Raw genomic sequence first — 22,220 nt, forward strand, 5'->3', positions numbered from 1 at the left:
CATGGATGGCAGGCATGACTGATTTATGGCAACAGGATGACGCGTTGGAGAAGCATGGACTTATGGTAAAAGGCCTGTGCCAAAAGCTTGAAGCACAGGCTGGTACGCAGGCAGTCGTCACGCAAACTCACATCTCAACCATTATTCTGGCCGGTGAATTTGCCTACAAGCTTAAAAAACCGCTAAAGTTGCCTTTTCTTGATTTTTCCACGTTGGAAAACCGGCATCATTTCTGCCTGAAAGAATTGGCGATCAACCAGCGCACGGCACCGGAATTATATCTGGCTGTTTTGCCGGTTACAGGCAGCCCGCTAGCTCCGGATATTGACGGTCAGGAGTTGGTCATAGACTGGCTGGTGAAAATGCACCGTTTTGATAGCAGTCAGGAATTTGCCGTGATGGCGCGCGCAGGAACACTTACGTTTTCACTGGTAGAAACACTGGCACGGCATTTGGCCCGGTTTCATGAGTCTTTGCCGCGTTTGTCTGCCACAGCGGTGAATGAAAAAACCACGCTGGACTGGTTGCTTGAAAGCTTTGATGAAATCAAGTTCCATCCATTTTTTTCAGCCATGCCGGAAGCCACAGAGTGGGAGAGTTTCAGGCAAGATTTGAAGGCAACGTTTGAAAACCACCTTCCATGGCGCCAGCAGCGAATTGATCAGGGTTTTTTCAGGCCCTGTCACGGTGATTTGCACCTGGGCAATATCGTGCTTTGGCAAAACCGGGTCATGGCCTTTGATGCCCTTGAGTTTGACGACAGCTTAAGCAATATTGATGTCATGAACGATTTGGCTTTTGCCTATATGGATTTGCATGCCAGCCGACTCCCCGAATTGGCCTCGCGCCTGCTTAATACCTATCTGGAAGAAGGCGGAGACTACGAAGGCTTGCGGCTTTTGCCGGAATATGCGGCGTACCGGGCTTTGGTCAGGGCTAAAATTGCCTTAATGCAAGGCAAGAATGAAAAATTCAGTCAATACTGGCGCTTGGCCAGAAGTTTTGTGTCTCCCACAGCGCCGCTGGCCCTGGTGCTGGTATATGGCTTAAGTGGTTCGGGCAAGTCCACCGTGGCGCAAATGCTGGGTGACAGGGTCGGTGGAATTCGCTTGCGTTCCGATACCGAACGTAAACGCCTTTTCAATAAAGCGTTGAAAAATGGCCTGGTGGTAAACAAAGAAGTGCTTTATTCGCCTGAAGCCAGCCAGCGTGTTTACGCTCGCTTGCTTGAGCTTGCCGAAAAGCTGCTGCAGGCTGGGTTCATCGCGGTTGTTGATGCGGTTTTTTTGCATCAGGATGATCGTGTCCTGTTCCATAACCTTGCTAACCGCTTGGGTGTGCCCTTCAGGCTGGTAAGTTGTGAGGCTCCTGAAAACATTATGGAAAACCGTATTGTTAAAAGGGCGCAAGCGGGTAAAGATCCATCGGATGCTACGGTAGAGGTGCTCAATGCACAGGCAGGAAGCTTTGAGCCGGTGCCAGGGAATTGGGAAGAATTCTCATCCAGAGTGGTGAATGATGGTTCGCTGGAAGACTTAAGGCAGAAAGTGCAACGGCTGGCTGGTTTGTTTGTGGAAAAACAAACTGGAGGTATGCGGAAGTAGCCTGGAAATAAAATGCAGTCACGTCCTGGTCTGTTCCCGCTACGTGACTGCATAATGGTTATTTTGCTTTTATGCCTGTGGCAACGCAGTTGACAGGTTTATTGTGGTTCAACGCCTGCTTTTTTAAACAGCTCTGCCCATACCGGGATTTGCTGCGCAACCTTGGCCTGCAAAGCGGCTGGATTGGCATCGTTTTCAAGTACGGTGGCGCCCAGTTGGTCCATGCGTTCCTTGAATTTTGGATCTTTTAAAGCAGCAGCCAAGGCTGACTCAAGCTTTTGCAGAACAGGTTTGGGTGTGCCGGCCGGTGCCCATAATGCGTGCCAGATACCTACCTGAAAGTCCTTGAAGCCTTCTTCCTGCATGGTTGGCAGATCCGGGAGGGTAGGAGAGCGTTCCGCGCTGGTAATGGCATAGGCTTTAACTTTTTTGCCCAGGATTTGTTGTGATGTGTTGGTGGTTTGGTCGCACAGCAGGTCTACCTGTTTGCCCAGCAGGTCATTCATGGCTGGGGCGGCTCCTTTATAAGGAATGGTCAGCAGGTCTACATTCAGGGCGGACATTAACATGGTGCCACATAGGTGGCTGGCTGCGCCAACGCCGGCATTGGCCAAAGTAACTTCGTCTTTGTGTGCCTTGACATATTCAACCAGTTCTTTCATGTTATTGGCCGGAAAGTCTTCACGGGCAATAATGGTCATGGGAACATCAACCACCATGCCAATGGGTTCAAAGCTTTTGACAGGGTCGTAGCCCAGTTTTTTATACAGGGACGGTGCGGTTGAAAAACCGATGTGCATGAGCAAAATATCATAGCCGTTTGGCTTTTGGTGGGCGACATGAGTTGTGCCGATTGTGCCGCCTGCACCAGCCTTGTTTTCAACAATAACCGTTTCCCCAAGCGGGGCGCGCATGGCTTCGGCCAAAGAGCGCGCAACATTATCGGTCGGGCCACCCGCCGTAAACGGGATAACCATATTGACAGGTCGTTCAGGGTATTTGCTTTCTTCTGCCTGGGCGGTAAAGCCCAGAAAACCCATTGCAAGACCAGCTGCCAGCATGGTTTTCTTTAAATGCAACATCGTTACTATCCTTGAGGTAAAAAAATAAAAATAAAACGTTTGTCTTTGGATTTTCATTATTTTTATAAAGGAAAAAGGACACGCAGCTTGTACGGGAACTTAATTGTGTTTAAGTTTATTTCTTTAGTAAATAAATGTACATGCCTTAAAATAAATAAAGGACATTTTGAGCCTTTATTCTATTAACGATTTGATATATATCATAGTGGGTGTGGGCGTCAGGTCACTATATAAAGTAGCTGGACACAAAAAAGCCGCTTCAGTTCAATAACTGTTAAGCGGCTGATTTTTGATATTCTTGGGAATTCATGGTCGGGACAGTAGGATTCGAACCTACGACCCTCTGGTCCCAAACCAGATGCGCTACCAGGCTGCGCTATGCCCCGACTTGTTTCTTTGCTGTGTTAAGCAGTGAAGAAAGAATTATGACATAAAAATATCTGTTTTTGCAAGTCATGAAATGAAAATGTTATAAAAAATGTAAAAAAACAACATGAAGACAGATCAGCGGATTTGCTTTCCCCGTCCATGGGGGAGGTGAACAGACACGTTAATAGCCATGGCATTAACGGGCTGAGTGCCGGGTATTAATCCCTGCCACGGTAATGCCTGTGGTGTGGGTGTCCGTGTTTTTTGAAGTGTTTCTTGTGGTATTTGCGGCTGTGTCTTGGGTGATCATCGTAATAATAAACAGATCTTGGCCGGATATGGCGGGGACGCTCTACATAAACTACCGGTGGGGGAGCGTAATGGCGATGCGGCCTTTCTACAACGACCCCAGGTAATCCTATTCCAATGTCAACATTAATTTGTGCATTGGCAGCTGTTCCCATGCCTAAAGTGGCAGCAGTAAAAAAGGGCAGTAATAGTTTTTTCATGGAGACTCCTGTCAGTATTGGAATTTGGCTTTATTGTTAGCGACTGTTGTTGTCCCGGCGACGCGACTCAGAGCGATTTTCAAAGTTTCTTTCAGCTGGTGCGAGTAAGCGCGACCGCTCAATCCTGTTGAAATCGGGGCGGCGGCTGGTGTTCTGGTGTTGTTCAATGCGGCGATTGTTTTGGTTGCTGTTTTTTCTCCATTCACGGGAAGGTGTGTTTGGTTTTGCATCGTGGCGGTCACGATCGGGTCTGCGATTCCAGTTATTGCGATCGGTGTGTTTCCGATTATTGTCCCAGTATCGTTTCTGATCAGCATGGTTGCGCGTTACCCAGCGACGGCGGTTATTGTCATAATAGCGGTAGTTATTGACCGTAGTGTAAGAGTTGGCGTAACCATACCCGTACCCGTTGCTGTACCCCGGGCTATAGTAATCATCATAATAACCATAGCCATCATCAATAACGCAGCCGGCAAGGCCAATGGTCAGAGCCAATACCGCAAGAATTTTTTTCATGTTGAACCTCACGCAAAGGTAAGTGAGCTGAAACTTTACCGTACAGCACTATAAACTCATTATCAGGCAATGCCCATTTCGAATTTGTTTCTTAAGGCCACCCAAATGAAAGTAATCATTAAAAATCGGTCTATATGGAACCGATTGAAATAAAAAGGGCTTTATTGTTTGTGTTTCAATGGTTTTGAAACGGATTTTATAGGGTGTTTTTAATGTTGTTGTAAAAATGTCATGATTTTCACGGGAAAATATGATTTTAATCGAACTGTTATAGACAGGGTTTAAATTGTCATGCTATAGTTCTTCTTTCTTAAGTGTGTCGCACTCGTGGTGAAATAGGTAGACACAAGAGACTTAAAATCTCTCGGGCATTGCGCCCGTGCCGGTTCGATTCCGGCCGAGTGCACCAGAGAGAAAAAGGAAGCTTGGCAGAGCGGTTGAATGCACCGGTCTTGAAAACCGGCGAGGGTTTGCGCCCTCCGTGAGTTCGAATCTCACAGCTTCCGCCAATATGCAAAACCCCGGATTCAGAAATGGTCCGGGGTTTTTTTATTGCTATTTTATGAGCAGGTATTAAATGCAGATGTAAACAAGCAAACACAAAAGGTGCTCGTTAGGGGGCTCTTTTTGTGTTTGGACGCCCGTGCAGTGTCAAATTTGTTAGTATGGGCCATCTTTCGCTTTTTTTATTAACACGACGAAAGTCGTTCTTTGTGTATTTTATTTGATATGTCAATTAATAAGTCGTACCGTATAGAGAAAGACTTGTTGGGAACTAAAGAAGTCCCCGATGATGTTTATTATGGTGTCCAAACACTGCGAGCAATTGAAAACTTCAGGCTGTCTGGCATTCCGTTGTCTCATTACCCTGATTTTGTCAATGCTTTTGCCATGGTTAAACAGGCAACCGCACAGGCCAATTGTGAGCTTGGGCATCTTGCCAAAGAGAAATGCGAGGCAATCAAAAAAGCCTGTCAACGAATTATCGCGGGCGAGTTTCATGATCAGTTTGTGGTGGACATGATTCAGGGCGGGGCAGGGACCTCTACCAATATGAATGCCAACGAAGTGATTGCCAATATCGGTCTTGAGTCAATGAATCATGCCAAGGGTGAGTACCAGTATCTGGATCCCAACAATGATGTGAATATGTCTCAATCAACCAATGATACCTACCCAACAGCCATCAGGTTGGGTTTGTTGTTCAGCCATGAGTCCTTGTTGGCAAGCCTGGATAAACTCACTGCATCATTTGTTGTTAAGGCAAATGAGTTTGATCATATCCTTAAAATGGGTAGAACCCAGCTTCAGGATGCGGTTCCCATGACCCTGGGCCAGGAATTCAAGGCTTTTGCCTCTACCTTGGCTGATGATCTGCCCTTGTTGCGCTCTGTGGCGGCCAACTTGTTAACGGCGGTTAATCTGGGCGGCACCGCAATTGGCACCGGTATCAATACCGACCCGCGCTACCAGCAGCTGGTGGTCAAGAAACTGGCCGAAATCAGTGGCCAGCCCATGAAATCGTCTTTTGATCTGGTGGCGGCCACTTATGATATGGGTGATTTTGTATTGCTGTCTGGCATGCTTAAGCGCACCGCGGTTAAATTGTCCAAAATCTGCAATGACTTGCGCCTGCTTTCCAGTGGTCCTCGCACAGGTATCAATGAAATCAATCTGCCTGCCCGTCAGCCAGGCAGTTCTATTATGCCCGGCAAGGTTAATCCGGTCATTCCAGAGGCGGTCAACCAGATCGCTTTCGAAATTATCGGCAATGATGTGGCCATTACCATGGCATCAGAAGCAGGGCAGCTCCAGCTGAACGTAATGGAACCCCTGATTGCCTACAAAATGTTTGATTCCATTTGTCTGTTATCGCGCGCGATGGATATGCTTCGGGAGTTGTGTATTGATGGCATTACCGCCAATGCCGCGCATTGCAGTGCGCTGGCAGAAAACTCAATTGGCCTGGTAACGGCCCTTAATCCGTTTATTGGCTATGCAAACTCTACGCGCATTGCCAAAAAAGCGCTGGAAACAGGGCGGGGTGTTCTTGAGCTGGTCAAAGAAGAAAACCTGCTGGATGAAAAGGTGCTGGCCGATATATTACGCCCTGAAAACATGATTGCGCCGCGTCTGGAAAGCGTTTCAGTCTAAATCCTGGCAAAGATATAAAGCAACATCGAAGGGGCTGGTAACGGCCCCTTTTTCTATTTAACGGTATTGGTGTTTTGATTGCGTACACATATTTATTGGCATACGCGTAAAGTCTTCTTCAAACAGCTTGTGTCTGCCATACCCTGCTAGAATAGAGCGCTTGATTACCCTGATCTCAGAAAAAAGGAAGAAGACAATGAAAGCAATTGAAATCTCACAACCGGGTGGGCCGGAAGTATTAACTTTGGTGGAGCGTGAGAAGCCGGTACTAAAAGCCGGTGAGGTTTTAATTAAAGTAGCCGCGGCAGGCATTAACCGGCCTGATGTGTTCCAGCGTAAAGGTTCTTACCCGCCGCCGGCTGATGCCTCTGATTTGCCGGGCCTGGAAGTGGCGGGTGTGATTGTGGAAGGCGATGTTTCCGGTACTGATCTTAAAATTGGCGACAGGGTGTGTGCCCTCACTCCTGGTGGTGGCTATGCAGAATACTGCGCGGCGCCTGCCGGTAACTGCCTGCCTATTCCCAAAGGATTAAGCGATGTAGAGGCGGCCGGTTTGCCAGAAACGTATTTTACGGTTTGGACTAATGTGTTTGATCGTGGTGCCCTGGCCAAGGATGAAATCTTGCTGGTGCATGGCGGTGCAAGTGGTATTGGAACAACCGCCATCCAGTTGGCGCGCGCTTTTGGCAATACCGTTTACGCAACCGTTGGTAGCGACGAGCGTGTAAAAGCGGTAGAAGCCCTGGGGGCCAACAAGGGTATTAACTATAAAACCCAGGACTTTGTTGAGGAAATCAAAACCCTTACCCAGGGCAAGGGCGTCAATGTCATCCTGGATATGGTTTCTGGAGAATATGTCAATCGCAACATCAACAGCCTGGCCGATGACGGTCGTATCGTGATTATTGCCCAGCTGGGTGGCAGCAAGGCAACCATAGACACCAATCAGCTAATGCGCCGTCGCCTTACCATTACCGGTTCAACTTTGCGGCCACGTTCGCCTGCATTTAAAACCGAGATTGCCCGGTCTTTGCAAAAGCATGTCTGGCCTTTGCTTGAATCGGGTAAAATCAAGCCGGTCATTCATGCCACTTTCCCCTTTGAAAAAGTGGTGGAAGCGCACACCATGATGGATGCGGGTGAACAGATTGGCAAAATTATTTTGACTTTTGAAAATTAAAGACAAATCGGCCATATACGGGTTAGAATATTAGGTTAATTAAATTTAACCCGTATATTTACAAGCCGGATTTAACTATGACAACAGCAAAAACGCGTCAGCGACTGGTTATTGGGAACTGGAAAATGAATGGCAGCCTGGCTGCCAATGAAGTACTTTTGAAAGGCATTCGCGAAGGTGTGGAAAACGCCGGTGCCCCTGTTAATTGTACAATTGCTGTTTGTCCTTCATTCCCTTATCTGGTGCAGGTATCGCAGGCCTTGGCCGGCAGTCCTATATCCTGGGGCGCGCAAGATGTCAGTCTGCAGGAATCCGGTGCGTTTACCGGTGAAGTCTCTGCTGCCATGCTTAACGATTTCAATTGTGCCTGGGCGTTGGTTGGCCACTCCGAGCGCCGTGCCCTGCATGGTGAAACCAGCGAACAGGTGGCCTTGAAGGCGAAGGCGGCGCTGGCTCATCACATTACGCCTGTCGTTTGCGTGGGTGAAACCCTGCAAGACCGCGAACAGGGAAACACCCTGGCTGTCATTCAGGCGCAACTGGCGCCGGTGTTGGCTTTGGGTGAACAGGCTGTGAATAAAATGGTTATTGCTTATGAACCGGTCTGGGCTATTGGTACCGGTTTGACCGCTTCGCCAGAGCAGGCCCAAGAGGTGCATGCTTATATCCGTGCCCAACTCAATGCAATTGGTGCTGGAAATGTACAGATTTTATATGGTGGCAGCGTTAAGGCTGCCAATGCAGGCAGTCTGTTTGCCATGAACGACATTGACGGCGCACTGGTTGGTGGCGCCGCACTGGTTGCCGAAGAATTTTTGAATATTACTACTGCTTAATATTTTTGGAGTTTTACTTTTATGCCTTCATATTTATATCCATTGCTAACCGTAGTACAGGTGATTGCTGCGTTAAGCGTCATTGTGCTCGTGTTGCTGCAGCAGGGCAAAGGCGCCGACATGGGCTCTTCCTTTGGGGGGGGTTCCGCAGGTAGTTTATTTGGTGCCACAGGTGCGGCCAACTTTTTTTCACGTGCAACCAAATGGGTGGCCGTACTGTTTTTTGCGGCTACCGCAGGTCTTGCTTATTTGGGCAATTCATCGCCCGACTCAGCGGCCAGCCAAACGGGCGGCAGTGGTCTAATGGAAGGTTTTCAGCCACAGAATCCGGCATTGCCAGTGGCTCCTCCCAGTGGTGTTTCCGTTCCTGCGGCACCAGCGCTACCTGTTGCGCCTGCTAATGGTGGCCTGTCAACGCCTTCAGCGCCAGCGGCGACACCTGCCGCTCCCGCAGGGCAAACTGCGGTTCCGTCCACGCCGGCCACAGAAGCGGTGCCCGCAGCAACTCCTGCACAAACTGTTGTAGAAACGCCAACAGAATCGGCGCCTGTTTCTGAAAAACCGGCAGAAAACACGCAGCAATAACAATTTTCTGGAAAATGCGTTATAATCTAATGCTTTCCAGAACACACTTAATGCTCATGTGGTGGAATTGGTAGACACGCTATCTTGAGGGGGTAGTGGCGAAAGCTGTGCGAGTTCGAGTCTCGCCATGAGCACCATCGGTTTTAAACCGAACCAGTTAGAATGCGAACCCTTGCTCTTTCAGAGCGGGGGTTTTTTGTTTGTGTACATAAAAGTCAGTTACTGGTTTGGTTATTGATTTTAAGACTTAACTAACGTATTTTGATAGGTAAAGTTAATTCTATTTGTTTTTATTGTTAATAAATAATTCTTAGCCGATCAGTATAGTATCAATTTACGTCTTCAGTACAAAATCCCAGGATGTTCCCTTGATTTTTATCAACAAACATTACTGTTTTACTCAACTATTAAGAAAAAATAGTGTTTAATACGGAGTATGAGCTTATAACTTGTCGTATGGTACGAAAGTATAGAAGTTTTTTCACAGGAGAAATATATGTCTTTCAAAAAACTAGCGCTTGCTGCCGTTCTGTCTGTTGCTGCAACTCCAGTATTGGCAGCTGAATGTGCTGTAGATATTGAATCAAATGATGCAATGCAATTCAATACAAAAGAAATTTCAATCAGCAAAACTTGTAAAGACTTTACCATTAACATGAAGCACGTTGGTAAATTACCTGCAGCAGCGATGGGTCATAATGTTGTGGTTACAAAAACTGCAGACTTGCAAGCGGTTGCCACAGAAGGAGTAGCCGCTGGTGTGGCCAAGGATTATGTTAAAGAAGGCGATGAGCGTGTTATTGCTCACACCAAACTTATTGGTGGCGGTGAATCCACAACCGTTACTTTTCCTGTAGAAAAACTGGCTGCAGATGGTGATTACAGCTTTTTCTGCTCATTCCCAGGACACTCTGCCCTAATGAAAGGTAAAGTTAAACTGGTTGATTAATAGGTAATCAGGCTTTTTAATAATCCTTGCCGGGAAAGCAGGGTTTGTTAAACAAATGCCAAACGCCTGGGTTCCGTTATGGAATTCAGGCGTTTTTGTTTCTTTTTTGTGGTTGCGGAAAAAGCAGATCTGGCCTGGGATAAAATGGCTGTAGTCACATTTACATAAAAAATGCAGACTGCCCTGAATAATAAATAATTAAATATTATTTCATTGGAAATGCTTGAAAATGAAGGCGTTTTATAGAATATCAGCCTGAATTTACCTAAATTAAAATTAATGCTTTAATGGAGAAAGGTTGTTTATAAAAGACATTATGTATCTGTTTATTAAGAATTTGTTTTTTCTTTTTTAGAATGAAATGAGTAGTAACCTTTTGATTTGTTAGTGTAAATGTTTTTATTGAAACAAAAGTGTAATTTGTCAGCTTGGTAAATTAATGTAATCCCTGCTTTTTTTTAATATTATGTAGGGATAAGGTGGCTATTTTAAGCTGTAAGGGTAGTTGCATGTCTGGAAATTCAAACTGGGATTTAGGAAATGAACAGGATTCACAAAAGCATTTTTAATGAACAAACGGGAACGTATGTAGCGGTTTCCGAAAACACAAAAGCCAAGGGTAAAAAAGGAAACAAAGTACTGGCTGTCACAGCGCTGTCTGTTGCGTTGGGGTTGGGGGCGATGGGGTCTGCGCAGGCGCAGTTGGTTAGTGCTTGTAGTGGTGTTAGCTTACCTGGAAGTGTTGTAAAAGATGTTGTCGGGGGAGTTCTTAACCAGGTTTTAATAGGTTTGCCTGTAGTTGGCCCTTTACTTGGTGTGACTGGTGTAACAAATTTACTTAATTCAGTAGTTGCTGGGGAGGATATTAGGCTTAATGTGCTTGATGAGAATGGTCAGCTTGTAAGTCCAGATGCTGATTGTAATCTTACCGCAGATACTATCGGTTTAAATGACGAAGGTGGCATCGCTATCGGTGGAAACAAAATCACCGGCCTTGGCGAAAACGGTAAGGAAGCAACGGCAGCAACAAAATCCTCAATTGCATTTGGCAATGAAGCTAAAGCGCAAGCTGCGGGTGCGATTGCCATTGGTGAAAAAGCACAGGCAAATGCTGTGGGTGCAATTGCAATTGGTGAAAATTCTGTTGCAAATGAAGCCAATACGGTTTCCGTGGGTTCAGTTGGCAATGAACGCAAGATCACCAACGTGGCAGATGGTGCTGTCGCTGACGGCAGTACCGATGCGGTTACCGGTGGTCAGTTACACCAATTATCAATTTCGACTGGTTTGGGTCTGGTTCAGCAGGCTGATAATACTGCACCAATTACTGTAGGTAAAAATAGTGCTGGTCCAGAAGTGGACTTTACCAATGTCGCTAATCAAACCCGTAAGCTGACAGGCCTTACCGATGGTGATCTTTCTGACACCAGTACCGAAGCCATTAATGGGGCCCAGCTGTATCGCTCAACCTCTGACCTGGCCGATGCGTTGGGTGGCAATGCGATTGTTGATGCTGATGGCAACCTGAGCAACGTCGGCTATACCTTCATTTCAGGTACGCAGAATAGTGTTGGTGGGGCGTTAATTAATCTGGACACTCGTGTTGATGGCAACACCACCAATATTACCAATCTGATGAATGGTACTGCCGGCTTGGTTCAGCAGGCTAATGGCACTGCACCGATTACTGTTGGTGCAGCTACAGGTGGTGCGATTGTTAACTTTACCGGTACGGATGGCGTGCGCAAACTGACAGGTATTGCCAATGGCAGTGTAGCGGCAGGCAGTACCGATGCCATGACTGGTGACCAGCTGTTTGCCAGCAGCCAGTCTGTGGCCGATGCATTGGGCGGTAATTCGACGGTGGATCCGGTAACAGGTGCTGTCAGTGCCCCTAAATATGAGCTAGATGATGGTACCGATACTGGAACCAAAGTTACCGTTACCGGTGTGGAAAATGCGCTGACCAATCTTGACGGTCGTGTTAGTTCCAATACAACAGAAATTACGACGATTAAAGGTGATATATCCAATATACAGACTGATATCACTAATATTACAAATGGCACGCTGGGTATTGTTAAGCAGAATGCCACTACACGCGTTATTACGGTAGGTGGTGATACAGATGGAACAGAGGTTAATTTTGCCGGTACTGCTGGCGTTCGCAAACTGACAGGTATTGCCAATGGAAACGTGGCGGCAGGCAGCACCGAGGCCGTAACGGGTGATCAATTGAATACCACTAATCTTGCTGTTGCCGCTGCGCTGACAGCGCTGGGTGGTGGTGCATCGATTGATACGAATGGCGTGGTTACAGGACCCGTCTATGACATCGGTGGTGCCTCATTTGATAATGTGGGTGGTGCGCTGACTAACCTGGACGGTCGTGTTACTTCTAATACAAATCGTATTACCACGATTGAGGGAGATATCACTGGCATTAAAAGTGATATCACAAATCTGGACGGTCGTGTTACTACGATTGAAGGCGACATCACCGAGATTAAAAATGGTACCGCGGGTATTGTCAAGTTTGATGCAGCGGCAGACAAGATTACCGTAGGTAGCGAAGTTGCCGGCTCTTCTGTTGACTTTACCGGTACTGCCGGTGCCCGCAAACTGACGGGTATTAAAGATGGTGAGCTTTCAGCCACCAGTTCTGATGCCGTGACGGGTAAGCAATTGAATGCGACCAACCAGCAGGTGAAGGCAAGCAGCCAATTTACCGCCAGTGCCTTGGGTGGTGGCGCAGAAGCCAAGGATGATGGCACATTCGTTAATCCGCTTTATGCACTGCAGGAAGTTCAGCAGGATGGCAGCAAAAAAGCGGTAACCTTTAATAATGTGGGTGGTGCCTTAACAAGCCTGAATACCTCAGTCGCCAGTTTGCAGGATCAAATCAATAACAATACGTCAGTTGGTTTAGTGCGTCAGGACCCAGGCAGCCGGGTTATTTCCGTAGGTGGCAATACCGATGGCACGGAAGTCAACTTTGCCAACAGCAATGGTGAAGCCCGGGTTATTAGTGGCGTGGCGGCAGGTAAAGGCCCAACCGATGCCGTTAACGTTCAACAGGCCCAAGACATGATTTCAGGTGCCACCAGTACCTTGCGTGGTGAAATCCGTCGTGCCGAAAAACGTGCCGATGCCGGTACGGCGGCAGCTACTGCGGTCGCAACGCTTGGTCAGGCTTATCAGCCCGGTCAAAGCGCGTTCTCAGTGGGTGGTGGTACATGGCGTGGTGAGGCCGGTTATGCGATGGGTGTTTCCACCGTATCAGAAAACGGCAAATGGCTGCTGAAAGGTGCCGTTAACGGTTCGGGCCGTGGCGGTGCCGGTGGCGGTGCCAGCGTTACCTACTTGTGGTAATTTTCTTGGTATAGCCGGGTGTGGTTGAGCCCGGCTTGCAAGGTATGCCTAAGGGCTTGTTGCTTTTATACGCAAGCCCATAAAAAAACCGGTTCATGCATTCTATTTTAGGCATGAACCGGTTTTTTTGTGTTTGGTCCTAAAACGCCTTGCGCGTACCCAGCAACAATAACAGCGCAATGCCAAGCGGTATCAGCAAAAATAAAAACCCATAGGCATAGCTACCCATGGATTCAGATATCAGTCCAATCAGCGGTGGGCCAATCACCACGCCCAAATACGTGACTGAAAGCGTCACGCCCGTGATGGAGCCAGACTTGCCTTCGGGCGATTTACGGGCCACTTCGGTCAGGTAAACACCGTTCCAGCCAATACCCATGGCACCATACAAAATAAAAAACAGGGCGATGAACAGGGTACTGGTATCAGGGTTAATGGAATACACCGCCAATGAAGCGGTAATCATGCCCAGGGTCAGGAAGACCAGCATGCTCCACGGAGAAAAAAACCGGTCGGCCAGCCAGCCCCAGAAAATCCGGCCGATGACGCTGGAGACCTGGGAAAAAGACAGCAGCATGCCGGCAATGACCAGTGCAAAACCCAATTCTTTATTCAGGAAAGTAATGGCATAGGTCATTAAGGTGAGCTGGCAGATGGAAAAGCAGAAGGAAGACAAGGCCAGCGTGCGCAAAGCAGGGGTGCGGAAAACGGTTTTCAGGGCATTGATGAATTCGGTTTTGAAGGAGGTGGAAATAACCGTGTTTTCGGGTTCCCAGTCTTTGGGTGTAAACAGGGCAATGCAAACAAATACAATTAGCGCCAGCAAAATAACCAGCATGGCTGAATGCCAGTTCATCACTTCCAGCAAGGCCGGTATTAACAAGGCAGCCAAAACGCCCCCTAAAGGCACACCGGTTTGCTTGATGGAAAAAATCAGGTTAAGCCGGTGTTTGGGGGTGTTTTTAATGAGGATTTGTGAGCTGCACGGCGTAATGGGCCCGTAGCCGGCACCAATAAATGCCCCCATCAGCAGCAGGGTGGGCAAGGAAGGTGCCAGCAGGAAAAGCAGCATCCCGATGGCACAAGAGGCAATGCACAGTATGCTTAAACGGATGGGGCCGGTTATGGTAAGCAGCATGCCGGTGCAAACGCTCATGGTCATGGCGGTCAGGTAGGCACAGGCAATATACAGGCCCAAGTGACTGGTTGAAATGTTGAGATCGGTGCTGAGTACCGGAATTAACACAGGGGGAATCAGCAAGGCCATGGATCCCAGGGACTGGATGGTTAGCGTCAGGGCAAGTACCAGCCAGGCTTTTTTATTTTCAGTGATTGTGCTCATTTTCTTATTAATATTTTATTTTCAATTTAAAGGTAGGGGGAGGCCAGCCAGATGATTTTGTTTCTGAGCTGTTTGATAAAGCTCATTGATTTTAACGTTTCCAGGGTTATAGGGATAGCCTTTTCAATTTCCCCATCGATGTGTTGGCCAAGGCGGGTGCTGAAGGCCCGGTCATACACTTCGATATCCACCTCAAAATTCAGTCGCAGGCTGCGGGCATCCCAGTTTGAAGAGCCCACCAGGGCCCAGCCATCGTCTACCGTGAACAGTTTGGAATGGTCAAAGGGGCCGTTGCTGCGCCAGACATGGCAGCCGCTGTCCAGGACCTGGTTGAGCTGGGCCATCATGGCGCAATGAACCAGGTATAGATTGTTATTGCCAGGAATTAATATATCAACCCGAATCCCCCTGCGTGCGGCCGTAGTCAGGGCCCCCAGCAAGACCTGGTCGGGCAGAAAGTAGGGGGACTGGATGCGAATATGTGTTTGCGCCACTGCGCAGGCGGCCTGGATGAGCCGATGCGTGCTGGTAATGTCGTTATCGGGTCCCGAGGTTATGCAACGGGCGGCAATGTCCGATTCGGGCAAGGCTTCCGGGGTAAGTATCCAGTTGGCGGGCATGAGTTTTTCATGGGTGGTAAATGACCAGTCATGAAAAAACACCAGCAACAGCTGAAAGACCAGTGGGCCCCGTATTTGAAAATGAACGTCTTTCATGGGGGCGCCCTGGCATATTTCAGAGGTAAAGCTTTCCCTGATATTCATCCCGCCGCTGAAGGCAAGCTGGCCGTCTATGACCAGGATTTTTCGGTGACAGCGCAAATTGGAATAGGGCATTTTGAAGCTAAAGAAATGGGCCTCAAACAGCGCGACATCAATACCGGTGTTCTTGAACAGGCTGATAATGGATGGTCTGGAGTATTTGGCGCCAATGGCATCAATCAAGACCTTGACGGTGACGCCTCTTTGGTGGGCGCGAATAAGTGCCTGTGCAATGCGTTTGCCAATCACGTCATTGTCAAAAATATAGCTTTGCATGGCGATGGTTTTGGTGGCGCTGTCAATGGCGGCAATCATGGCCTTGTACGCTTCATCTCCCCCCAGCAGTGGGGTAATGTTGTTGTTGCTCCAGATGGGAAAGCGGCTTAGCCGGTTACCCGCTTTTTTCAGGGACTCGAACTGGATACCGGATATCTCGGCAATATTGGCGGTTTCCTGGTGTTTGCCATTTAACTGGTCCTGAAGCAAATATTCATTGTGTTGCAAACGCCTGCTGCGATTGATGCGGTTGATGCCCACCAGAAAGTATAAGAAGGCACCAAAAAATGGTGATAGAACGACCACGCCCACCCAGGCAATGGCTGCCCGTACATCGCGTTTGGTCATTGCTGCATGAACGGCGGCCAGCAGGCCGACAAGTAAACCCACCCCAAATAACAGGTGTGTTTGGTATTCAAGCAGAAAGGCCCACAAAGCGGTCATAAATAATAATCCAACATATAAACAACAAAAATGTACTTTATTGTAAAGCGTGCTTGCAAAATCTGAAAGGTCTTGCTATAGTTCTATCTTTATTCAGTGGTGACCGTAGCTCAGTTGGTAGAGTCCCGGATTGTGATTCCGGTTGTCGTGGGTTCGAGCCCCATCGGTCACCCCAAAAAAACAAGCCGCCTTAAGCAGTTTTTTTTCGTCCGTTATTTCCGTCTTTGTTTTTTGTGTTTTGGCTGCCTTAAGCACAATCCGTTCACTAAAAATATAAAAGCGCCAATCAGCCCCCATTAGGGGACTGGGGCCAAACGCTACTTTTTGCCGGGTTCCAAACAGGTTTGTGAATACAATTTTAATACCTGGGCCGCAAAAGGTGAAAGCGCTCCATATTGGTTTTGCCCTTCCGGGCATTGTTCAAGATACTCAAGCAGTGGTAAAAACATGCTTGGCTCCCAAAAGGCGACCAAGTGCTTTAGCATTTTCTGGTGTGCCTCTTTGGGGTTTGGCAGCGTTTCGTAGAATCTGGCAATTTGGTTGATGGTTTTCAGCAGGGGCGCCAGCGCTGTTGCCGATTCATGATGCTTAAGCGTGTTCATGCGTACCTTGCTCCGCTGAGGTCAAGAACTCATGCTGTTTCTTATCGTCAATTAACCAGTGGGTTTGCCATTCTGAGGCATAACTTTCCACCTTGCTGACTTGAACCGCCGTGACCTTGTATTCGGGACAGCTTGTGGCCCAATCGGCATTGTCGGTGGTAATGACGTTTGAACCGGAAACAGGGTGGTGGAAGGTTGTATAAACCACCCCCGGTTGGACACGTGTGGACACTTTTGCTTTCATCGCAATTTGTCCGACCCGGCTTGCAATCTGTACAATATCTCCATCTTCAATCCCCCTGTCTGAGGCGTCATGCGGATGGATTTCAAGCAGGTCTTCCTCATGCCAGGCGGTATTGCCGGTTCGACGCGTTTGTGCACCCACATTGTATTGGGTAAGAATACGGCCTGTCGTCAGGATAAGCGGGAAGCGTTTATTGGTGCGCTCGTCTGTGGGAATATATTTGGTGGGTACAAAGGTTCCTTTGCCATGAGGGAAACTGTCGATATGCATAATCGGTGTTCCTTCGGGATTTTGGGGATTGCAGGGCCATTGAACACTACCACCCAGCTCCTCGATATGGGCATAGCTGACCGAGGCGAAGGTGGGGGTTAAGCGCGCAATTTCATCCATGATTTCGCTTGGGCTTTCGTATTGCATGGGGTAACCCAGCGCATTGGACAGCGCCTGGGTGATTTCCCAGTCAGCCATGCCCGACTTGGGGCGCATGACTTTTCTGATGCGCGAAATACGGCGCTCGGCATTGGTAAATGTCCCGTCTTTTTCCAGAAAAGAAGCACCAGGTAAAAAAACATGGGCAAATTTGGCCGTTTCGTTCAGGAACAGGTCCTGGACAATCAGGCATTCCAGGTTGGCTAAGGCCGCCTCGACATGCTGCGTATTGGGGTCTGACTGTAAAATGTCTTCTCCCTGGCAATACAGGCCCTTGAATGAACCACTAATGGCCGCATTGAACATGTTGGGAATGCGCAGGCCCGGATTTGCGTCAAGCTTGACTTCCCATGCCTGTTCAAACTGGCTGCGCGTTGCCGTATCGGAGACGTGGCGGTAACCGGGAAACTCATGGGGAAATGAGCCCATGTCACAAGATCCCTGGACGTTATTCTGGCCCCGTAACGGATTGACGCCAACGCCACTCAGGCCAATATTGCCGGTGATCATGGCCAGGTTGGCAATTGCCATGACAGCGGTTGAACCCTGGCTGTGTTCGGTGACACCCAGGCCATAATAAATCGCGGCTTTGCCACCCGTGGCAAACAGGCGTGCCGCTGCACGGATGGTTTGGGCAGGAACCCCGGTTATGGTGGCGGCTGATTCGGGTGAGTTTTCATCAAGCAGGATAAACTCAAGCCACTCTTTGAAGGTGTCCGAATCGCAGCGCCCGGCGATAAACGCCTTGTCTTGAAGGCCTTCTGAAATGATGGTATGCGCAAAGGCATTAAGCATGGCCACATTGGTGCCGGGTTTCAGGGGCAGGTGAAAATCGGCCCTGGCATGCGCCGTGGACACCAGGGAGATGGTTCTTGGGTCGATGACAATCAGTTTCGCACCCTGGCGCAAACGTTTCTTCAAACGCGATCCGAACACCGGATGAGCATCGGTGGGGTTGGCGCCCATGACCAGTATCACATCGCTGTCTGCGACGGATTCAAATGTTTGCGTACCTGCAGACTCACCCAGCGTTTGTTTTAAACCGAATCCGGTGGGTGAATGGCAAACCCGGGCACAGGTGTCTATATTGTTATTGCCCAATGCCGCCCGCACGGTTTTCTGCACCAGATAGACTTCTTCGTTTGAGCAACGGGATGAAGAAATGGCGCCCACCGAATTTTTTCCGTATTTGGCCTGGATGCGTTTTATTTCGCCGGCCGCATAATTGATGGCCTCTTCCCAGGATACCTTGCGCCAGGGTTCGTTGATTGACGCACGGATCATTGGCGTGGTAATGCGGTCCGGGTGGGTGGCATATCCCCAGGCAAAGCGGCCCTTGACACAGGCATGGCCTTCGTTGGCTTTACCGTTTTTCCAGGGGGTCATTCTAACCAGTTCTTCACCTTTAAGTTCTGCCTTAAGGCCGCAGCCAACCCCGCAATAAGCACAGGTGGTGATGACCGCATGATTGGGTTGGCCCATCGTGATGATACTATTATCCATGAGTGCTCCCGTTGGGCAGGCCGTGACACAGGCACCGCAAGAGACGCAGTCACTGTCTTTGAAGTTGGTGTTTAATCCCGTGCTGATTTGCGATTCAAAGCCTCTGCCATCCACCGTTAAGGCGAACGTGCCCTGTGTTTCTTCACAGGATCTGACGCAGCGATTGCAGACAATGCATAAATCGGGATTGAAGGTAAAGTAGGGGTTTGAGGTATCGGCGCTTTTATTGGCCTGTGTTTTATCGTAACCGTCGAAACGGACCTGCCTGAGTCCCACTTGCCCTGCGGTGTCCTGCAGTTCGCAATCGCCGTTTGCCGAACAGGTCAGGCAATCCAGCGGGTGTTCTGAAATATAAAGCTCCATGACATTGCGGCGCAGGTCGGCAAGGCGCTTGTTTTCTGTTGTCACCACCATGCCTTCCTCAACCAGGGTGGTGCATGAGGCAGGGTATCCCCGGCGTCCTTCGATCTGGACAAGACACAGTCGGCAGGAGCCGAAAGGTTCCAAAGAATCGGTGGCGCATAATTTGGGGATAGCCAGCCCTAGCATCGAGGCCGCGCGCATAATGGAGGTGCCTTCCGGAACCTGAATGGTTTGTCCATCTATTTGAAGGCTGACTTCTTTGAGATTACCGGTGATGGCCGGGGTACCAAAATCCTGCTCGCGCCTGAGAACCGTTTCTAACATTTTCTGTCTCCTGGAAACTTGTGTTTTTTTATATTTTAAAGTTGTACTTTTTCTTTTCGGAAGTCTTGCGGGTATTTGTTGACGGCCGACATGACCGGGTACGGGGCCATACCGCCCAAGGCACATAAAGAACCGGCAATCATGGTGTCACATAACTCTTCCAAGAGCGCCAGGTTTTCTTGTGTTTGAATGCCCTGGCGGATTTTGACAATGGTTTCCACGCCTCGCTTTGACCCAATCCGGCAGGGCGTGCATTTTCCACAGGATTCATGCGCACAGAATGCCATGGCATATTCGGCCATTTCCGCCATATCCGTATTTTCGCTGAAAGCCACAATGCCACCGTGACCGACCATGGCGCCAATTTGTGAATAGGCTTCATAGTCCAGGGGAATGTCCCATTCTTTTTCAGATAAATAAGCCCCCAGTGGCCCGCCAACCTGAACGGCCTTCAGGGCCAGGCCGTCTTCGCTTCCACCACCATAATCGTAGAGCAATTCTTTCAGGCTCACTCCAAAGGCTTTTTCAACCAGGCCGCCGCGTTTGATATTGCCAGCCAGCTGGAAAGCCAGGGTTCCGTAAGACTTGCCGCTGCCAAAGTTTTTATAAAAATCAGCGCCTTGGGCGAGAATGACAGGAACGGTGGCAAGGGAAACCACGTTGTTGACAACGGTTGGCATGCCCATAAAACCCTTGATGGCCGGCAAAGGCGGCTTGTATCGGATAACGCCACGTTTGCCTTCCAGGCTTTCAAGCAGTGCTGTTTCCTCGCCACAGATGTAAGCGCCGGCGCCTTTTCTGACTTCCAGCTCAAAAGAGAAGCCGGAGCCTAAAATGTTGGATCCCAAATAGTGGTGGCCAGTGGCAATATCGACGGCTTTTTGCAAGGTCTCAATGGCGATGGGATATTCTGAGCGCACATAGATATAGCCTTTGCTGGCATTGACAGCCAGGCCGGCAATGATCATGCCTTCAATCAAGCTGAAAGGATCCCCTTCCATGAGGATTCTGTCCGAGAACGTGCCCGAGTCGCCTTCATCGGCATTGGCGACAATATATTTTTGCTGGTCTTGCGCCTGCCGGACGGTATTCCACTTGATGCCGGTCGGGAAGGCGGCACCACCACGCCCCCGCAGACCAGATTTGGTGATGGTGTTAATGATGGCTTCATCGTTGAGGGTCAGGGCCTTCTCTAGGCCTTGCCAGCCGCCATGGCTGGCATAGTCTTGAATGCTCAAGGGGTTGATGATGCCTACGCGCTTAAAAGTCAGCCGTTCCTGATTTTTAAGGTAAGGAATGTCATCGGTTATGCCTTGTGACAAGGGGTGATCGTGACCAGAGAGCCACCCGGCGTTGAATAAACCGGGCAGGTCTTCAAGGGTGACCGGGCCATAGCCCATTCGGCCCTTGGGGGTTTCAATTTCAACCAGGGGCTCCAGCCATAAAAGACCGCGGCTGCCATTGCGGATAATCTCAATGCTGATATCTTGTGCCAGTGCCATTTTTTGAATGGGGGCGACTAATTCGTTGGCACCCATGGCAACGGCTGCAGAGTCCATGGGAATATATACCTTTACCCTTTGCATGTGGCCACTCCTTGAATTTTTGCCTTGATTTTTTCAAGGGTAATGCGAGCTAGCGGTTGTTGATTGACGGCGACGGCAGGGCCTTGGGCGCATAAGCCAAGACAATAAACCGGTTCCAGGGTGGCATTCGGCCATTCGGTGTGAAGCATTTCTTTTACTGCTTGCTCAACTTCTTTTGAACCCCGCGCCTGACAGGCTTCGGCCTGGCAAAACTCAATATGAATATCGCCACAGGCTTGCGTTCTGAAGTGTTTGTAAAAACTGATCACGCCAAAGATTTCGGCACTGGAACGATTGATCGCCTGAGCGATGGGGGCGATCAAGTTTTCAGGGATATAGCCGATATGGTCTTGAACGGCATGCAAGATGGGCAAGAGGTTTCCCTCTTTGTGTTGGTGTTCTTCCAGTATTTGGTTTAAGAGTTGGCCGTGCGTGTGCCGGGGCTCATGAAGGGTAGCCGGTTGCATGTCTCATCCTTTGTAATGCTTATTTATAATGTTTTCAAATTCGCATAGGCATTATGCAGTTTATATTGTTTTGTTTGCCGCCACGATTTCAGTATAGTAAATGTCTTTGCTTATGATAAGCAAAGTTCATGTTGAGCGGCAAGTGATGGATTTTTATAGATCGTTGAAAATAACTCACTTGTTTTCTGGCTCCCACGCAGGAGCATGGGAGCTAGAGCGCTCTGAAGTGACCTCCAAATGTTTGACTCGTTCCCACGCTCCTGAGGCTGTCGCAAAAGGCCCTTGACTCGTTCCCACGCTCTGAAGTGACCCCCAAATGTTGGACGGTTAAAAACTAGGCAGCTAACACCTGAATCCGGTATTGTACCGGACTCAGGCCGTTTAACTTGAGCTTGATACGTTCGTGATTGTAGTAGTGAATGTATTCCTCAATGCCCGCCTCCAACTGTTCGATGTTATCGAAGCGTTTCAGATGGAAAAACTCGGACTTCAACGTGCCAAAGAAGCTTTCCATTGCCGCATTGTCCAGGCAGTTTCCTTTCCTGGACATGCTTTGCACGATACCCCTGTCTTCCAGCATTTTCCGATAACGGGCGTGTTGGTAATGCCAGCCCTGATCGGAGTGCAAAAGGGGCTTTTCAGACGGCTTAAGCCGGGCCAAGGCCTTATCCAACATCTCGGTGACCAGCTGCAAAACCGGGCGCTGTGCCATCTGCCAGGCGA

17 protein-coding genes and 5 tRNA genes are annotated in these 22,220 nt (G+C 48.9%); 11 read left to right on the plus strand and 11 right to left on the minus strand.

Annotation, left to right across the window (positions count from 1 at the left end; translation table 11 throughout):
* The first annotated feature begins 14 nt into the window (after positions 1–14).
* Positions 15–1,604, plus strand: coding sequence for a bifunctional aminoglycoside phosphotransferase/ATP-binding protein (locus tag IE074_RS11830; protein WP_189385665.1), 1,590 nt, complete (start codon positions 15–17; stop codon positions 1,602–1,604).
* A gap of 98 nt (positions 1,605–1,702) precedes the next feature.
* Here the strand turns inward: IE074_RS11830 and IE074_RS11835 are convergent, their stop codons facing one another.
* The 4 genes from IE074_RS11835 to IE074_RS11850 all read right to left on the minus strand — a co-directional run bounded on the left by IE074_RS11835 (position 1,703) and on the right by IE074_RS11850 (position 4,080).
* A complete protein-coding gene (locus IE074_RS11835; RefSeq protein ID WP_189385666.1) occupies positions 1,703–2,686 on the minus strand; it encodes a tripartite tricarboxylate transporter substrate binding protein BugD in 984 nt (327 codons plus the stop codon).
* A 309-nt stretch (positions 2,687–2,995) separates the two neighbouring features.
* Positions 2,996–3,072 (minus strand) — tRNA-Pro (locus tag IE074_RS11840).
* A gap of 201 nt (positions 3,073–3,273) precedes the next feature.
* A complete protein-coding gene (locus IE074_RS11845) occupies positions 3,274–3,564 on the minus strand; it encodes a virulence factor (RefSeq protein WP_189385667.1) in 291 nt (96 codons plus the stop codon).
* Between the two features lie 36 nt (positions 3,565–3,600).
* The gene (locus IE074_RS11850) at positions 3,601–4,080 is read right to left on the minus strand and encodes a hypothetical protein (protein ID WP_189385668.1); all 480 of its coding nucleotides are present in this window, start codon (positions 4,078–4,080) and stop codon (positions 3,601–3,603) included.
* 321 nt (positions 4,081–4,401) lie between these two features.
* Here IE074_RS11850 and IE074_RS11855 point away from each other — a divergent pair.
* From IE074_RS11855 to IE074_RS11895, 9 genes are all read left to right on the plus strand, one after another.
* Positions 4,402–4,489 (plus strand) — tRNA-Leu (locus IE074_RS11855).
* A gap of 10 nt (positions 4,490–4,499) precedes the next feature.
* Positions 4,500–4,589 (plus strand) — tRNA-Ser (locus IE074_RS11860).
* Between the two features lie 220 nt (positions 4,590–4,809).
* The gene (aspA, locus tag IE074_RS11865; protein ID WP_189385669.1) at positions 4,810–6,234 is read left to right on the plus strand and encodes an aspartate ammonia-lyase; all 1,425 of its coding nucleotides are present in this window, start codon (positions 4,810–4,812) and stop codon (positions 6,232–6,234) included.
* Between the two features lie 196 nt (positions 6,235–6,430).
* Positions 6,431–7,414: an NAD(P)H-quinone oxidoreductase gene (locus IE074_RS11870; RefSeq protein WP_189385670.1), complete on the plus strand. Its 984-nt coding sequence runs from the start codon at positions 6,431–6,433 to the stop codon at positions 7,412–7,414.
* Between the two features lie 77 nt (positions 7,415–7,491).
* Positions 7,492–8,250 (plus strand): triose-phosphate isomerase, encoded by a 759-nt coding sequence (gene tpiA, locus IE074_RS11875; protein WP_189385671.1) that lies wholly within the window; start codon positions 7,492–7,494, stop codon positions 8,248–8,250.
* Between the two features lie 21 nt (positions 8,251–8,271).
* Positions 8,272–8,835 (plus strand): preprotein translocase subunit SecG, encoded by a 564-nt coding sequence (gene secG, locus IE074_RS11880; protein WP_189385672.1) that lies wholly within the window; start codon positions 8,272–8,274, stop codon positions 8,833–8,835.
* Positions 8,836–8,887: 52 nt separating this feature from the next.
* Positions 8,888–8,972: transfer RNA gene (locus IE074_RS11885), tRNA-Leu, on the plus strand.
* Between the two features lie 359 nt (positions 8,973–9,331).
* Positions 9,332–9,784: an azurin gene (gene azu, locus IE074_RS11890; protein ID WP_189385673.1), complete on the plus strand. Its 453-nt coding sequence runs from the start codon at positions 9,332–9,334 to the stop codon at positions 9,782–9,784.
* Between the two features lie 540 nt (positions 9,785–10,324).
* Positions 10,325–13,156 (plus strand): ESPR-type extended signal peptide-containing protein, encoded by a 2,832-nt coding sequence (locus IE074_RS11895; RefSeq protein WP_189385674.1) that lies wholly within the window; start codon positions 10,325–10,327, stop codon positions 13,154–13,156.
* 139 nt (positions 13,157–13,295) lie between these two features.
* Here the strand turns inward: IE074_RS11895 and IE074_RS11900 are convergent, their stop codons facing one another.
* A complete protein-coding gene (locus tag IE074_RS11900) occupies positions 13,296–14,498 on the minus strand; it encodes an MFS transporter (protein WP_189385675.1) in 1,203 nt (400 codons plus the stop codon).
* A 26-nt stretch (positions 14,499–14,524) separates the two neighbouring features.
* Positions 14,525–15,979 carry a cardiolipin synthase gene (gene cls, locus IE074_RS11905; protein WP_189385676.1) on the minus strand — a complete coding sequence of 485 codons (1,455 nt, stop codon included), beginning with the start codon at positions 15,977–15,979 and terminating at the stop codon, positions 14,525–14,527.
* A gap of 99 nt (positions 15,980–16,078) precedes the next feature.
* Here cls and IE074_RS11910 point away from each other — a divergent pair.
* A tRNA-His gene (locus IE074_RS11910) sits at positions 16,079–16,154 on the plus strand.
* Positions 16,155–16,296: 142 nt separating this feature from the next.
* Here IE074_RS11910 and IE074_RS11915 read toward each other — a convergent pair.
* From IE074_RS11915 to IE074_RS11935, 5 genes are all read right to left on the minus strand, one after another.
* Positions 16,297–16,581: a formate dehydrogenase subunit delta gene (locus tag IE074_RS11915; RefSeq protein WP_189385677.1), complete on the minus strand. Its 285-nt coding sequence runs from the start codon at positions 16,579–16,581 to the stop codon at positions 16,297–16,299.
* Positions 16,568–19,444: a formate dehydrogenase subunit alpha gene (gene fdhF, locus IE074_RS11920; protein WP_189385678.1), complete on the minus strand. Its 2,877-nt coding sequence runs from the start codon at positions 19,442–19,444 to the stop codon at positions 16,568–16,570. The genes IE074_RS11915 and fdhF overlap by 14 nt, the downstream gene beginning before the upstream one ends.
* Before the next feature lie 35 nt (positions 19,445–19,479).
* Positions 19,480–21,030: a formate dehydrogenase beta subunit gene (locus tag IE074_RS11925; RefSeq protein ID WP_189385679.1), complete on the minus strand. Its 1,551-nt coding sequence runs from the start codon at positions 21,028–21,030 to the stop codon at positions 19,480–19,482.
* Complete coding sequence (locus IE074_RS11930) at positions 21,018–21,497, minus strand: NAD(P)H-dependent oxidoreductase subunit E (RefSeq protein ID WP_189385680.1); 480 nt, start codon at positions 21,495–21,497, stop codon at positions 21,018–21,020. The genes IE074_RS11925 and IE074_RS11930 overlap by 13 nt, the downstream gene beginning before the upstream one ends.
* Before the next feature lie 334 nt (positions 21,498–21,831).
* Positions 21,832–22,220: IS3 family transposase (locus IE074_RS11935; RefSeq protein ID WP_189385681.1), on the minus strand; the 389-nt coding region annotated here is incomplete at its 5' end.

The sequence above is a fragment of the Advenella faeciporci genome (assembly GCF_014652395.1).
Lineage (GTDB): Bacteria > Pseudomonadota > Gammaproteobacteria > Burkholderiales > Burkholderiaceae_B > Advenella > Advenella faeciporci.

Coding starts and splice junctions, on each gene's coding strand:
- secG (WP_189385672.1), top strand. CDS start 8,272: ATGCCTTCATATTTATATCCATTGCTAACCGTAGTACAGGTGATTGCT.
- tpiA (WP_189385671.1), top strand. CDS start 7,492: ATGACAACAGCAAAAACGCGTCAGCGACTGGTTATTGGGAACTGGAAA.
- IE074_RS11895 (WP_189385674.1), top strand. CDS start 10,325: ATGAACAGGATTCACAAAAGCATTTTTAATGAACAAACGGGAACGTAT.
- IE074_RS11850 (WP_189385668.1), bottom strand. CDS start 4,080: ATGAAAAAAATTCTTGCGGTATTGGCTCTGACCATTGGCCTTGCCGGC.
- aspA (WP_189385669.1), top strand. CDS start 4,810: ATGTCAATTAATAAGTCGTACCGTATAGAGAAAGACTTGTTGGGAACT.
- fdhF (WP_189385678.1), bottom strand. CDS start 19,444: ATGTTAGAAACGGTTCTCAGGCGCGAGCAGGATTTTGGTACCCCGGCC.
- azu (WP_189385673.1), top strand. CDS start 9,332: ATGTCTTTCAAAAAACTAGCGCTTGCTGCCGTTCTGTCTGTTGCTGCA.
- IE074_RS11845 (WP_189385667.1), bottom strand. CDS start 3,564: ATGAAAAAACTATTACTGCCCTTTTTTACTGCTGCCACTTTAGGCATG.
- cls (WP_189385676.1), bottom strand. CDS start 15,979: ATGACCGCTTTGTGGGCCTTTCTGCTTGAATACCAAACACACCTGTTA.
- IE074_RS11900 (WP_189385675.1), bottom strand. CDS start 14,498: ATGAGCACAATCACTGAAAATAAAAAAGCCTGGCTGGTACTTGCCCTG.
- IE074_RS11930 (WP_189385680.1), bottom strand. CDS start 21,497: ATGCAACCGGCTACCCTTCATGAGCCCCGGCACACGCACGGCCAACTC.
- IE074_RS11830 (WP_189385665.1), top strand. CDS start 15: ATGACTGATTTATGGCAACAGGATGACGCGTTGGAGAAGCATGGACTT.
- IE074_RS11835 (WP_189385666.1), bottom strand. CDS start 2,686: ATGTTGCATTTAAAGAAAACCATGCTGGCAGCTGGTCTTGCAATGGGT.
- IE074_RS11870 (WP_189385670.1), top strand. CDS start 6,431: ATGAAAGCAATTGAAATCTCACAACCGGGTGGGCCGGAAGTATTAACT.
- IE074_RS11915 (WP_189385677.1), bottom strand. CDS start 16,581: ATGAACACGCTTAAGCATCATGAATCGGCAACAGCGCTGGCGCCCCTG.
- IE074_RS11925 (WP_189385679.1), bottom strand. CDS start 21,030: ATGCAAAGGGTAAAGGTATATATTCCCATGGACTCTGCAGCCGTTGCC.